General features: G+C 68.4%; 10 protein-coding genes. 7 read left to right on the top strand and 3 right to left on the bottom strand.

Annotation, left to right across the window (positions count from 1 at the left end):
• Window positions 1-274: 274 nt before the first annotated feature.
• The 7 genes from J4573_RS26175 (at window position 275) to J4573_RS26145 (ending at window position 10,231) form a co-directional block, all read left to right on the top strand.
• Entirely contained in the window at window positions 275-1,654 is a 1,380-nt protein-coding gene (locus J4573_RS26175; RefSeq protein ID WP_208258513.1) for a glycosyltransferase family 2 protein, read from the top strand.
• Between the two features lie 120 nt (window positions 1,655-1,774).
• Window positions 1,775-3,883, top strand: a complete 2,109-nt coding sequence (locus J4573_RS26170; RefSeq protein ID WP_208258512.1) for a M28 family peptidase — start codon at window positions 1,775-1,777, stop codon at window positions 3,881-3,883.
• Window positions 3,884-4,933: 1,050 nt separating this feature from the next.
• Complete coding sequence (locus J4573_RS26165) at window positions 4,934-6,085, top strand: aldose epimerase family protein (protein ID WP_208258511.1); 1,152 nt, start codon at window positions 4,934-4,936, stop codon at window positions 6,083-6,085.
• A gap of 221 nt (window positions 6,086-6,306) precedes the next feature.
• Window positions 6,307-7,575 carry an arginine deiminase gene (locus tag J4573_RS26160; protein WP_307796897.1) on the top strand — a complete coding sequence of 423 codons (1,269 nt, stop codon included), beginning with the start codon at window positions 6,307-6,309 and terminating at the stop codon, window positions 7,573-7,575.
• A complete protein-coding gene (locus J4573_RS26155) occupies window positions 7,572-8,090 on the top strand; it encodes a copper chaperone PCu(A)C domain-containing protein (RefSeq protein WP_208258510.1) in 519 nt (172 codons plus the stop codon). The genes J4573_RS26160 and J4573_RS26155 overlap by 4 nt, the downstream gene beginning before the upstream one ends.
• Before the next feature lie 13 nt (window positions 8,091-8,103).
• Window positions 8,104-8,616, top strand: a complete 513-nt coding sequence (locus J4573_RS26150) for a hypothetical protein (RefSeq protein WP_208258509.1) — start codon at window positions 8,104-8,106, stop codon at window positions 8,614-8,616.
• Window positions 8,617-9,352: 736 nt separating this feature from the next.
• Window positions 9,353-10,231, top strand: coding sequence for a GNAT family N-acetyltransferase (locus J4573_RS26145; RefSeq protein ID WP_208258508.1), 879 nt, complete (start codon window positions 9,353-9,355; stop codon window positions 10,229-10,231).
• Between the two features lie 362 nt (window positions 10,232-10,593).
• Here the strand turns inward: J4573_RS26145 and J4573_RS26140 are convergent, their stop codons facing one another.
• From J4573_RS26140 to J4573_RS26130, 3 genes are all read right to left on the bottom strand, one after another.
• Window positions 10,594-12,051 (bottom strand): basic amino acid/polyamine antiporter, encoded by a 1,458-nt coding sequence (locus J4573_RS26140; protein ID WP_307796896.1) that lies wholly within the window; start codon window positions 12,049-12,051, stop codon window positions 10,594-10,596.
• 179 nt (window positions 12,052-12,230) lie between these two features.
• Window positions 12,231-13,214 carry an NAD-dependent epimerase/dehydratase family protein gene (locus J4573_RS26135; protein WP_208258507.1) on the bottom strand — a complete coding sequence of 328 codons (984 nt, stop codon included), beginning with the start codon at window positions 13,212-13,214 and terminating at the stop codon, window positions 12,231-12,233.
• A 210-nt stretch (window positions 13,215-13,424) separates the two neighbouring features.
• Window positions 13,425-14,214: s-methyl-5-thioribose-1-phosphate isomerase (locus tag J4573_RS26130; RefSeq protein WP_208258506.1), on the bottom strand; the 790-nt coding region annotated here is incomplete at its 5' end.

Genomic DNA, 14,214 nt, shown 5'->3' with positions numbered 1-14,214 from the left:
GCTATCCGCGTGATCGTCGCGGACTGAAGGCGGTCCGCCAGATCAGTCCTGTTCAGAATCGTTCGACGAATGAGTTATCCACAGAATCCCGTTCCACTATTTCTGCCGTCACACCGGCCGCACGATGGTCACCAGGCATACCGGCCACACCATCGAGAAAGGGGCCTGACATGCACGGCGGCTTCCCCGGAATGGGGTTCAGCACGATCATCTACGGCGCGGTCTGGCTTGCGACGAGCACCGGCCGCACCTACCGGCGTCTGCGAGGCGCCCGATGACCACCCTCACCCCTCCCACCATTCCCGCTCCGCCCACCACCCCGCCCGAGCCGTCCACCGCCACGCCCTCACGGGCGGGTTCCACGCTGCCCACCGGTGCATCGACGCAGACCGGCAAGTCCGCGCCCGCCAGCGCCTCAACGCGCACCGGCTCGGTCATGCGATCGGACATGGCGACGCGCGTTGCAGCTCTGGTGCCCTCCGGCGTCTCGCCGCGCACCGGCCCGGTTGCGCAATCGGACACGATGCACGTTGCCTCGCTGGCACCTACTGGTGGTGAGACGCTCACCGCCACGCCCGATGTGCCCCACCCGTCGTCGCAGGGGCCGACGCTGACGTTCATCGTGCCTGCGCATAACGAGGAGGAGGGGTTGCCGGCGACGCTCGAGTCGTTACTGCGGCAGACCGTGACCGCCGAGGAGATCATCGTGGTGGACGACGGGTCCACCGACCGGACGGGCGAGGTCGCCAGGGCGTACGGCGTGACCGTGCTCCGCCCTGAGCGCAACCTGGGCAGCAAGGCGCGGGCGCAGAACCACGCGCTCCCCCACTGCCGTACGGACCTGGTCCTGGCCGTCGACGCCGACACCGTGCTGGCGCCGGACTACGTCGAACGGATCAAGCCCGTCTTCGCCGACCCTCAGGTCGTCGTCGCGGCGGGCAACGTGCAGACCAGGTTCACCCGTACGGTCTGGGAGCGCGGCCGCTCGATCGAGTACCTCTTCGGCTTCCACTTCCAGCGCCCGATCCAGGCCGGTGCGCGCAGCCCGGTCGTGTGCTCGGGATGCTGCTCGGCGTTCCGCCTGGACGCGCTCCGCGAGCTGGGCGGCTTCCCCGAGCGGACGATCGTCGAGGACATGGACGCGACCTGGTCGTGGCAGATCGCCGGGCTCAAGGCGATGTACGTGTCCGACGCCGTGGCGTGGGCCGCCGATCCGGAGACACTCCTCTACCTGCGAAAACAGGTGTGGCGCTGGATGGCCGGCTTCTTCCAGAACGTGCGGCTGCACATCTGCCCGATGGCCAGACGCAAACCGATGCTCGCGGTCTGGGTCGCACTGGCGGTGATGGAGATCCTCCTGGCTCCGCTCTGGTGGGCGAGCCCGATCCTCCTCACCTTCGTCTGGCACGTCTCGCCCGTCCATGCGATCGCCGCGTGGCTGGGCTCGGAGCTGGTGCTCATCACCCCGCCGCTGCTGTACGCGGTACGAAGACGTCACCTTTCCGTTCTCAAGGTGCTCGGCAACGTCCCGTGCATCTATCCGACGCGCGCAGTCAACACCTACTACGCGTGGAAAGCCCTGGTCATCGAGCTGATCCTGGTGCCGCTCCGGCTCGCCAGCAGCCTGACCGTCTACGAGAAGGGCCGCGGTTGATGAACGTTCCGCGCCGGGACCGGTCGTTGTGGCCGGTTCCGGCAGGCGATCTAGATCTTCGGGTGATCGCGACGTACGGTCCGGGCGCACCCGTACCACAAGTACCGGGAGGTGCCGCAGGTGTTCCGGCCTCGATTCCTGGCCATGGCGGCGGCCGCCGCCACCACCGTCTCCCTTGTCGCCGCACCCGCAACGGCGTCGGCGCAACCCTCCGATTCCAGTCCGATCCCCGGCTTCACCGCCGCCCATTCCAAATGGCAGCGCCAGTACGAGAAGGCGTTCAGCGCGATCCCCTCGGGCGCGAAGGGGCGCAGCCTCGACGCGGAGCTCGCCTCCGAGCCCGCGCTCGCCGGCACGACCGGCGACTGGCACCGCGTCCAGCGCGTGGTCCGCGAACTGCGCTCGTACGGCCTCAAGCCCGAGATCAAGACCTACTACACCTATCTCTCCTATCCCAAGCACGTCAGCGTGACGATGACCGCACCGACCCGCCAGTCGCTGCCGGTCAAGGAGAAGCGCCAACCCTGGCAGCAGCACTACGAAGACATCATCCCCGGCCACAACGGCTACTCCCCGTCCGGCAACATCGAGGGCGATGTCGTCTACGCCAACTACGGGCGGCCCGAGGACTTCGCGCTGCTCGCCAAGAACGGCGTCTCGGTCAAGGGGAAGATCGCCCTGATCCGCTACGGCGCGACGTTCCGCGGCATCAAGCCTCGCGAGGCCGCCAAGGCGGGCGCGAAGGGCGTCCTGATCTACTCCGACCCCAAGGACGACGGCTTCACCAAGGGCAAGGTCTATCCCGAGGGGCCCTGGCGAGCGGCCGACGGCATCCAGCGCGGCAGCATCGAGCAGATCCAGCTCGCCGTCGGCGACCCGCTGACACCCGGCTGGGCGTCCACCAAGCACGCCAAGCGGATCAAGCCATCCGAGGCCCCGGCACTGCGCGGCCTCATCCCCACGACCCCGATCTCCTACGGCGCCGCGCAGCCGCTGCTGAAGGCGCTCAAGGGCACCCAGGTCCCCAAGGAGTGGCAGGGCGGTCTCCCGTTCCCCTACCGCTTCGGCCCGGGCGGTACGAAGGTCCATCTCGATCTCAAGAACGACTTCAGCATCAAGCCGATCTGGGACGTCATCGTCCGCATCCCCGGCACCGAGCGCCCTGACCAGGAAGTCTTCCTGGGCGGACACCGCGACGCCTGGGTTTACGGGAGCGACGACAATCTCTCCGGCACTGAGAACGTTCTCCAGGTGGGCCGCGCCCTCGGTCAGCTGCTCAAGAAGGGCTGGCATCCCAAGCGCTCCATCGTCCTCGCCAACTGGGACGGCGAGGAGTACGGCATCCTCGGCTCCACCGAATACGCGGAGCAGCGCGGAAGCCAACTGCGCAATGCCGTGGCGTACGTGAACATGGACGGCGCGGGCGGCTCCCAGTTCGGCGCCGCGGCGACGCCCGCCCTGGACGACACGGTCATCGACGCCACCAAGGCGGTCGACTGGCCCGGCACCGGCGGCACCATCTACGACGCATGGAAGAAGGACAACGACGGGAAGACCCCCATCGACCGCATCGGCGGTGGCTCGGACTTCCAGCCGTTCTTCGAGCGCTACGGCGTTCCGGCGATGGACATGGGCGCCTCGACACCGGGCTCATCGGGCAACTACCACTGCTCGTGCGACGACTTCTACTGGATGTCCCACTTCGGGGACCCGTCGTTCGAGTACCACGCGGCGATGTCCCGCCTGACCGGCATCGCGGTCCTGCGCATGGCCAACGCCGACGTCCTGACCATGCACTATCAGCCGTACGCCGCCGAGACGGTCACCTACCTCAACGACTTCACCGCCCAGCAGCAGAAGCAACTGGGCAAGGTCGTGGTGGACGTCTCGCGTGACACCGCCCAGGCCAAGGCGTGGCAGCAAGCAGCGCAGGCCCTCCAAGCCCGCGCCGACGCCGCGCTCCAGCACGGCGACACGGCCGCGTTCCGCCGCCTCAACGACAAGCTCATGCAGGCCGAACGAGACCTCCTGACCAAGCTGGGCCTCCCCGGCCGCCCCTGGTACCGGCACCAGATGTACGCGCCCGGTATCGACACCGGCTACGCGACCCAGCGTCTTCCAGCCCTCTACGACGCCCTGTTCACCAACAAGGACGTCCCGACCGCCAAGGCCTACGAGGCCCACCTGTACGACAGCCTCAAGGCCACCACCCACACCCTCACCCCGTAAGGCCCATCGGGGCTGCGGCGCGGCCTAACCACCGCGCCGCAGCCCCACCCGGGCCGCTTTCATGCGCCCCAACCAACCCCGCCCCCCATCCACGTCACGCACACCCTCCGCGCATGGCCCGCATCGCCCGCGCGACGCCCCCGCCCTCGCCTTCACCCGCAAGCCCCACCAAGGCTGCGGCGGCCCGCACGCAGCGGCCCCCACCAAGGCCGCCTTCCACGCCCCAATCAACCCCGCCCCATCCATGTCACCCGCGCCCGCGGCGTATCCGCCACACCCACTGCACGACGTCCCCCGCGACCCACATCCCCGGCTCACACCGTCCGCCCTCCACCCGCACAGCCCTCGCCGTCCGCCTTCCACACGGCGTCCGCATCACCCCGATGCCCACCCGCACACACTGTCCGCCATCCGCACTGTGCGCACAGCGTCCACACCACCCCGTCGCACGCACCACCCCGTCGCACGCATGGCCACGTCGCACGCAGCGCCACGCGTCATCGGCACGGCCGCGGAGCGTGCCCACCGCCCCCAGTTCTTCCGCAGCGATCCGCTTCCTACAGAGCACCCGCCTCCTCGTGACCTCCCGCAGCGCCTAGTCCACCCCGCGGCGTCCGCACCCACATCGCCGCGCCGCCCCGCCCCCGTCCGCGCCACCCGCCCCGTCCGCATCTCACCAGCACGTCCGTCCGCACCTTCCGCGCTTTGTGCGCACCGCCCACGCTTTGTGCACCGCCCGGCGTCGTACGTACGAACCCGCGACCTATCCCGTCCCCTAATCACAAGCCCGCCCGCACTGACCTGACCAAATGCCGTCTCGTCCCATCGCTGTCGGGATGCGTTCACAGGTGCTGGAGGCGAGGGCCCGAGTCCTCGCTGGTGATCCGGCGAACCGTTCACCGTGTGGCCCTTGCTCCCACTTGCCAGCCGCTACGAAGAGCCAGATCTCAGTCGAACGAACCGCCGGATTCATGGGAGCGGAGCCTTCCGCACGTTGTTGCAAACGTTTTCAGTCGTCGATCCAGCCATTACGGCAGAACCGAGGAGACCATGAGGAAGAGCATCGTCGCCGTCACCGCAGTCGGCTCCGCGCTCATCGTGTCGGCACCACCGTCGAGCGCGGCTCCCAGCGCCGAGGGCTCCATCACCAAGGAGGCGTTCGGCAAGCTCGCCGACGGTACGAAGGTGGATCGGTACACCCTCACCAACGGGCGGACCAGGGTGCGGATCCTCACCTATGGCGGGATCATCCAGACCCTCGAGGTCCCCGATAGGCATGGTCATCGTGGCAATGTCGTGCTGGGCTTCAGAACGCTCAAGGACTACGTGGACAAGAACGGCGGCCCCTACTTCGGCGCGCTCATCGGCCGTTATGCCAACCGCATCGCCAAGGGCCGTTTCACCCTCGACGGCAAGACCTACCAGCTGGCCATCAACAATGGGCCCAACAGCCTGCACGGCGGGCTCAAGGGATTCAACACCAAGGTCTGGAAGGCCGAGCCCGTTCGAGGCAAGGACAGCGTGGGGCTACGGCTGACCTACACCAGCGTCGACGGCGAGGAGCACTACCCCGGGACGCTGAAGACCACGGTCACCTACACCCTCACCAGGAAGAACGCCCTTCAGATCGGCTATCACGCCACCACCGACAAGGCCACGATCGTCAACCTGACCAACCATTCCTACTTCAACCTGGCCGGTGAGGGCTCGGGCGTGGCGTACGACCACCGCCTGCAGCTCAACGCCGACCGCTACACCCCGGTCGACGACACCTCCATCCCGCTGGGCCCCATCGCGTCGGTCAAGGGCACCCCGTTCGACTTCATCAGCCCCCACGCCATCGGCGAGCGCATTCGCGACAACGACCCGCAGCTCCTGATCGGCCACGGCTACGACCACAACTACGTCCTTAACAAGCCCAAGCCGAATGCCCTCACCCTGGCCGCAAAAGTCACCGACCCCCGCAGCGGCCGGGTCATGGAGGCCAGCACCACTCAGCCCGGAGTGCAGCTCTACACGGCCAACTTCCTGGACGGCACCCTGGTCGGTACGAGCGGCCACGCCTATCGCCAGGGCGACGCGTTCTGCCTGGAGACCCAGCACTTCCCCGACTCCCCCAACAAGCCGAACTTCCCCTCCACCGTTCTGCGCCCGGGCCAGGCCTTCGACGCGACCACCGTCTACGCCTTCTCCACGAAGTAACCCCAGGAGACAAATCGAGCCACGCCAGCCACCCGAATCACCGGCGGCCGCATCCCTCCCGGCTCGCCACCAACCGGCAGGGATGCGGCGGGTAAGGATTTCTATAAGGGGGGACGACCTTTCTCTGACTATCTAGATGTAATGCTTGAATTCGGCGAATAGGGGCGGCGTCGTTGTGTTCGCACGGCCGCATCCGTTCTCGCCAGCCGATCGGGGGTGCCGTGAGCGCGAAGTACGGAGTTCATTCGGAGGTCGGGCGGCTCCGGCAGGTGATCGTGCACCGGCCGGACCTGAGCCTTGAACGGCTGACACCCGACAACAGGGACGAACTGCTTTACGACGACGTCCTGTGGGTGCGCCGCGCGCAGATCGAGCACGACGCGTTCGTCGCTATGATGCGAGAACGCGGCATCGAGGTCTTCTACCATCAGGAACTGCTGGCCGAGGCCCTGGGCACCGGCCCCGAGGCCAAGCGCCAGGCGGTGGAACGCGCCGTCACCGAACTGTCGGTCGGCCCCGCCCTCGTGGACGACATCCGCAACGAACTCGCCTCGTGGGACGGCACCAAACTCGCCCGCCACCTCATCGGCGGCCTCACCAAACAGGAACTGCTCGACGAGACCCAGCGAGTGGGCTTCGACGGAAAGTCATTGGTCGCCGCAATGGCCGATCCAGGTGCTTTCGTTCTGCCGCCGCTGCCGAACTCCCTCTACCAGCGCGACCCCGCCGCCTGGCTTTATGAAGGCGTCTCGCTCAACCCACTGTTCTTCCACGCCCGGAGGTTGGAGACCCTCAACCAGACCATCGTCTATCGCCACCACCCGATGTTCGCCGACGCCGGCTTCGCCTACTGGTACCCGCCGATGGGCGACGACGGCCGCTTCGACGAGGAGGACTTCGGGCAGGCCAGCATCGAGGGCGGCGACATGATGCCCATCGGCAATGGGGCCGTCGCCATCGGCGTCAGTGAACGCACCACCAGCCGCATGATCGAGCACCTCGCCCAGTCCCTGTTCGCCGCCGAGGCCGCCACCCGCGTCATCGCCGTCAACATCCCGCCCAACCGCTCGTACATGCACCTGGACACCGTCTTCACCCTGCTGGACGTGAACAAGGCGACCGGCTACCCGCCCGTGGTCGACGAGGCCGAGGTCTATTCCGTACGCCCCGGCGACAAGGAAGGGACGCTGGAGGTCCACCAGGACAAGAGCCTGGCGGCCGCATTCGAGGACGCCCTGGGGATCGGGCATCTGGACATCATCCCCACCGGAGGCGACGACCATCAGCAGGCCCGCGAGCAGTGGGACAGTGGCAGCAACTTCGTGGCCCTGGAGCCAGGCGTGGTCGTCGGCTACCACAAGAACGAGTTCACCAACCGCAAGCTGCGCGAGCACGACGTCGAAGTCATCGAGATCGAGGGCTTCGAGCTGGGCAAGGGCCGTGGCGGCGGGCACTGCATGACCTGCCCGATCCTCAGGGACCCGGTATGAAGGCCTTAGCCGCCCCGCTCGTCGCCCCGCTCGTCGCCGCACTCCTGGCGCTGACCGCATGCGGCCCGTCCCTGGCAGACCGCAAGCGCCACGTCAAAGGCGCCAGCGCAAACGTTCCGAGCGCCGCGAAACCCTGGGTCAAGGTGCGCAACCTGTTCATCCTCGGCCCGGACGAGGACAACGCACTGCAACCGGGAGCGAACGCCCCCGTCTACGCCTATCTGACCGCCAGGGCGCCCGACGGGCAGCCCGACAAGCTCGTCTCGGTGTCCTCGCCCGCGTTCACCGGCTCCCAGATCAAGAAGGGCGGCGTCGAACTCCCGGCCGGCCGCCTCGTGGAGCTCCAGTCCGACGACAAGCCGCTCGTCCTGCTCACCGGCCTGAACGAAAAGGTGCAGGGCGCCGAGCAGTTCCCGCTCACCCTGGTGTTCGAACGGGCCGGACGCACGCAGGTGGACTTCGTGCCCGTCGTAACACACCGTGGGCTGTACGCGACCTATCCGCCCGCGCCCTGAGAGAGGAGTCCCGATGAAGGCGCTGCTGAGCTCGATGACCGAGAACGAGCAGGACCTTGTCCGCGAGACCGAACGAGACCGGCTGAAGGACCTCGACGAGGACGCCCTTCTGGAACTGCATACGCGCATCCGCCGGGCCCGCGACAAGCACGTGAAGCTCTACCGCAGGGAGGCCGCCACCCGCGTCGCCGAGCACGGCGGCCGTGGCATGGCCCGTCCCAAGAACCGCCGCAACGCCCAGAAGGCCGAGGTCTTCGAGGACGCCCTGGCCCGAGTCAGCCGGCACCTGGCCGCCGCCGCCCGCCGAGCCGCCTCCTCACTCAAGGCCGAACGTCTCAAGGCCGCCAAAGCCGAACGAACCTCAGGCCCCGCCAAGAAGGGCGCCCAGGTCCCCGCCACCGAAAAAGCGTCCCAACGCTCAGTCCGTTCACCCAAGTCCCCATCCCTTCTGAACGCACGAGGCAGGCAACGAGGCTCCACCCAGGCCACCGGAGCCCAACGCCAAGCCAAACGCGACAGCCGCTGACCACCTCACCTCACCCGGCTATTCGAACGCGCCAACCGCTCACAGTCTCGAACGGCCACAGAAAGGCTCACGCGACCGCAGACGCCACGCCCGCCAGCGACAGCGTTGCGCACCGCCCGGCGCTGGCACGCTGCACGGCGCCCAGGCCAGGGGCTGCGGCGATCTCCGGTGGCGAACATCGGCTCGCGCGCTGAGCAGCCGTAGCCGTGGGGAACACCGCGGCCCGTACCCGCCCGGCGCGCAGCCCGGCGATGGACCGCACTGCTGCCCGACGCGCTCACCGCACTGCTGCCCGACGCGCTCACCGCACTGGTGCCCGACGCGCTCACCGCGCTGCTGCCCGACGCGCTCACCGCGCTGCCCGACGCGCCGCACCGCCGCGTCCCCGGCGTCACCGTCACCCTGATGGAGTCGCCGCACAACGGCGACCACCTGCCTCGACGCGATCGCGGCGCCCACGGCCCACTTCGGGCAACCAAGCAAACCCCGAGTTTGGCAGTAAGAGCCGACTGCCCACGATGGCTGAGGCCCGGCGGCGGCATAGCTGCGCGCCGGCCTTCGCTTAACCCTTTGCCGAGGAATCGATAGGCCAGCTAGGTTGTCGCAGCCGTCCAGGTCGTTCCGGAGTCGTTCCGGACGGGCGCTGTCGATGAGGAGGCGTGGAGCACATGCGCACGAGTGCCCAGCAGGTGAGCCCGCGTACTGACCTTTGCCACCTCCTCACGACGGAGACACCTTGTCGCTTCGCATCACCCCGCTGACCGACCCCGCTCACGGGGCGCACAGCCGGCGCCTTGCATGGCTGGCGTCCGACGCCGATTCCATCCCCGTCGGGACGGCCTTTCTGCGCCTGTTCGACGGCGGACAGCAGCACCTGGCCGAACTGACCCTCCACGTCCATCCCGTGGAACGCCGCAGGGGCGTCGGCTCCCGGCTCCTGGACACCGCCGTGGTCGCCGCCCGCGACAACGTCCGACGCTGCGTCAGCGCGCAGGCCGAGGCCGGATCGCCCGGCGACCCCTTCCTGGCCGCCCGCGGGTTCCGCAAGGTGCTCACCCTGAGGTACGCCCGCCTGCCCCTGGCCGACGTGGACACAGCCGCCCTCGCCGAGATCATCGAATGTCCACATCCCGGCTACCGGCTGGCGTCATGGCAGGGAACCGTCCCCGACACCCTCGCCGAGACCTTCGCCGCCTCACGCCGCGCCATGGACGACATGCCCATGGAAGACACCGACTACGGCACCGTGGCCTGGGATGTGGACCGGGTCCGGGCCGCGGCCAAAGCCGTCGAAGAACGCGGCGACCAGTTGCACACGGTCGTCGCCATCGACACCCGCGACGACTCGATCGCTGGATTCACCGAACTCGTCGTCCCCGGCAACGGCACCGGTGACGGCCAGCACTACGGCACCGGCGTACTGCCCGAGCACCGCGGGCACGGCCTTGGCCGATGGATGAAGGCCGAGTCGATCCGGCAAGCCCACGGGCGCTATCCAGACCTCGGCGGCCTCCTGACCGACACCGCCGACAGCAACACGCACATGAGACACATCAGCGACAGCCTCGGCTACCTGCCCACGCACACCACCCTGCGGTATCAGCTCGACCTGTAGAGACAAGCCGACGGGCCGGACCTGGGCACCAGCTCGCCCGGCCCGTCGACACTCTCACAACTGGTTCCAGGGCGGCGTGGGGGTGGGCGGCGTGGGGTGAGCGGCGTGCAGCGGACGGCGTGCAGCGGGCGGCGGGCAGCGTGCGGCGGGCGCCGGGCAGTGGGCGCCGGGCAGTGGGCGGCGTGCGGTGAGCGGTGGGCGGCGGGCAGCGGGCAGCGGGCGGTGAGCGGCGGGCAGCGGGCAGCGGGCAGCGGGCAGCGGGCGGTGGGCAGCGGGCGGTGGACGCCGGGCGGCGGGCAGCGGGCGGTGGGTGGCGGGCGGCGGGCGGCGTGGAGCGGGCGGCGGGTTGGGGACCGGGTGGGTCAGATGGTGATCCAGCCGGTGGTTAGGCCTATGAGGCCTACTACGAAGCCGACGATGAGGGCTGTTAGGAGGATGGCTTCGGGCGGGGAGAAGGGGCGGCGGCCGTGTTCTCGGCGGGTGAGGACGAACAGGGCCGTTCCGGGGGCGTAGATGATGCAGGACAGGAGCAGGAACTCCAGGCCCGCGGCGAAGATCAGGAAGAGCGTGTAGACGACTGCTATCGCGGCGATGATCAGCTCTTTGCGGCGGCCTTGGGGCTGGGTGTCGTAGGTCTCGCCTTGGACGGAGAGCTTCAGGGCGTACGCCGCCGCCAGGAGGTAGGGGATCAGGGAGAGGGAACTGCAGAGCTTGAGCGTGAAGGTGAACGCGTCCTCGGAGAACAGGGTGACGAACAGGACGGCGGTGATCAGCGCGCTGGTCATCACGAGGGCGCTGCTCGGTGAGCCCTGCTGGTTAGAGCGCTTGAGGAACGCGGGCATGTCGTCGTCCTTGGCGGCGACGTAGAGCACCTCGGCGGCCATCAGCGTCCAGGCGAGGTAGGCGCCGAGGACGGAGATGATCAGGCCGATGCCGATGAACGTGCTGCCCCAGCTTCCGACCACCGCTTCCAGGACGCCGGCCATCGACGGCTGCTGCAGGCCCTCGAGGTCGGCGCGGGGTAGCGCGCCGTACGAGAGAAGCGTGACGGAGGCGAAGAGGGCCAGGACGCTGAGGAAGCCGAGCACGGTCGCGCGGCCCACGTCGCTGCGGCGGCGGGCGTAGCGGGAGTAGACGCTGGCCCCCTCGACGCCGAGGAACACGAAGACCGTGACCAGCATCGTCGAACGCACCTGGTCGAAGAGGCCGCCGAACGACGAGTCGCCGCCGTCGCCCCAGAAGTTGCCGCTGAAGATCCCGCCTTGGAGGGTGATGGCCAGGATGATGACGAACAGGATGATCGGCACGAGCTTGGCGACGGTGACGATCTGGTTGATGAACGCGGCTTCCTTGACGCCTCGGACGATCATGTAGTGGAACGCCCAGACGCCCACCGCCGACACCGCTACAGCGAACAGCGTGTCGCCCTCACCGAACGCCGGGAAGACCAGCCCCAGCGTCGATTTGATCAGCACCCAATAGGTGACGTTTCCGACGCAGGCGCTGGCCCAGTAGCCGAATGCCGACAGGAATCCTGGAAATTCTCCGAAGCCTGCCTTGGCATAGGCATAGACCCCGGCGTCCAGTTGCGGCTTGCGTACCGCGAGGGTCTGGAACACGAACGCGAGCATGAGCATGCCGGTGCCCGCGATGACCCACGCGATGATGGCACCGAAGGCACCTGTGGCCTGCGCGAAGTTGCGCGGTAGGGAGAAGACGCCAGCGCCGACCATCGACCCGACCACCATGGCGGTCAGGGTCGGCAGACCCATTTTGCGGGTCGAGCGCACCTCAACGGGCGCGGTTTCGGCCGATGTCACGGTGGCACCCCCGCAAACTCCCGTGGCGTGACAACGGTTGATCTACCCGCGCCAGAGCCCCGGAAGGCCAAAGCCGCCCCACGGTATGGCAACGGCGGAATTGCCAATCCGTTTCGCCGACTCGGGTTCTGTTGTCCTGCTCAGGTCATGTTGGCCTGCTCATCAGAGCCTGTGCTTGGTCAGGCGGCGGCCATCGCTTCCAGGGTTTGTTTGGTCGTGTATTGCGGGGTCCAGCCGAGGTCACGGCGTGCCTTGGCGGTGTCCATGAGCATCGGATGGCGTGCGGCGTGGATCCATTCCGCCTGGGTGGGCAGCAGCGGGACGAGGTCGACGAACTCGGCCGTCAGATCGACGAGCTCACTGGGGACGGGAACGGCGTATGCGCCGATGGCGTGGGCCAGGTCAGAAATGGTGATCTCGCCGTCGCCCGCCAGGTTGTACGCGCCCGCAGGTCCGTCACCCGCGACGCATGCCGCTGTCGCCGAAGCCACATCGTCGTGGTGAACGAGCTGGAAACGTACGCCAGGATCGGGCAGGACCGGCTTCAGCCCCGGCACCGCACCGAGCAAGCGACGGACCTGCTCGGGAACGTACGAGGCCGCCTGTTCCCAGGGGAGATTGCGCAGCAGAACGGTCGCCTCGGGACCTCCCACGATGCAGGGGCGCAGTACGTAAGTGTCCAGGTCACCGGCGGTCTCGGCCAGCAGCGCCTCGCAGGCCGCCTTCTGCGCTGAGTAGTAATGCTGCTTCGAGCCACGCGGCGGAACGTCCTCGGTCAGTGGCACCGGATTGTCGCCGTGATACCCGTACGCCGCGACCGACGAGGTATAGACGAGACGGCCAGGCCGCTCGGCGCCAGCGGTGGCCTCGAACACGTTCCGGCTGCCGGCCAGGTTGACGCGTTCGCTCTCCTTGCGAGAGCCCAGGATGATGAACGCGAGGTGCACGACGACGTCGGCGCCGGCCACGAGGTCGTCGACCGCGCCGCGATCAAGGATGTCGCCCTGGCGGTATTCGGTCTTCTTCCAGCCCCGCGAGGACGGGTCGAACGGGCTGCGTGCCATGCCCAGAATCCGTTCGACGCGCTCGTCGTTCTCAAGAGCACGCACGGCCGCCATCCCGATCTCGCCGGTCGGTCCCGTCACAGCCACCGTCAGTCCCATGAACGCCCTCCCTGTCACGCGGATGCCCGCAGTCTCCCCCGATTCGCGTGGGCGATTACACCGCCCGAATGGCCGGGAACTGCCTTGCCAGGGCGTTCTCCAACTGGGATGACCACACGTGGTCAAATGCGCAGCAAAGACCTCAACTGTCCCACCCACCCCACTCCACGCTCGCCGAGCGCACGACCCTCAGGCCCCGCGACCTCAGCGTCAGTGGCGAGCCGGAGTCCGGCCTGCGGATACCTCAAGAACGCCGGTCTCGGTCACCAAGGCGGTCACCAGACGGGCCAGGGTGACGTCGAAGGCGGGGTTGAACGCCTCGGCATCGGACGGGGTCGTACGGACACCACCCCAGTTCAGGACCTCGTCAACCGACCGTTCCTCGATCGGGATGTCGTCGCCCGACGGGGTGGCGAGGTCGACGGTGCTCCAGGGGGCGACCACCACGAACGGAATGCCCGCGGCGGCGCAGGCCAGAGCCACGCCCACCGAGCCGATCTTGTTGGCCGTGTCCCCGTTCGCGGCGATGCGGTCGGCGCCGATGATCGCCACGTCCACCAGGCCGCGCAGGATGGTGCTGGCCGCCGCGCCGTCGGCCTGGACCACGTACGGAATCCCGGCCTGCCCGAGCTCCCAGGCCGTAAGCCGCGCGCCCTGCAGTAGTGGACGAGTCTCATCGGCGTAGACGCGTTCCACGCAGCCCCGCTCGTGCAGTTCCCGAACGACGCCAAGGGCCGTACCCCAGCCCGAGGCCGCGAGCGCGCCGGTGTTGCAGTGCGTCAGAACCCGCAACGGCCGCCCGCCACCAGCACGTCCATCACCCTCACCGTCAGCGCGAACATCATGCTCGGCGCGGGCGGCGTCAGCGCCAGCAGCACCCGCAGAGCTGACGGCACTCTCCGTGCGCGCGGCACCCTCGGCGCGGACGGCACCCTCGGCACGCGCGGCACCCTCGGCACGGGCAGCACCCTCGGCACGGGCAGCACCCTCGGCACGGGCA

Source organism: Actinomadura barringtoniae, from assembly GCF_017573505.1.
GTDB lineage: Bacteria > Actinomycetota > Actinomycetes > Streptosporangiales > Streptosporangiaceae > Spirillospora > Spirillospora barringtoniae.
This window is presented reverse-complemented; position numbering and strand designations above follow the sequence as displayed.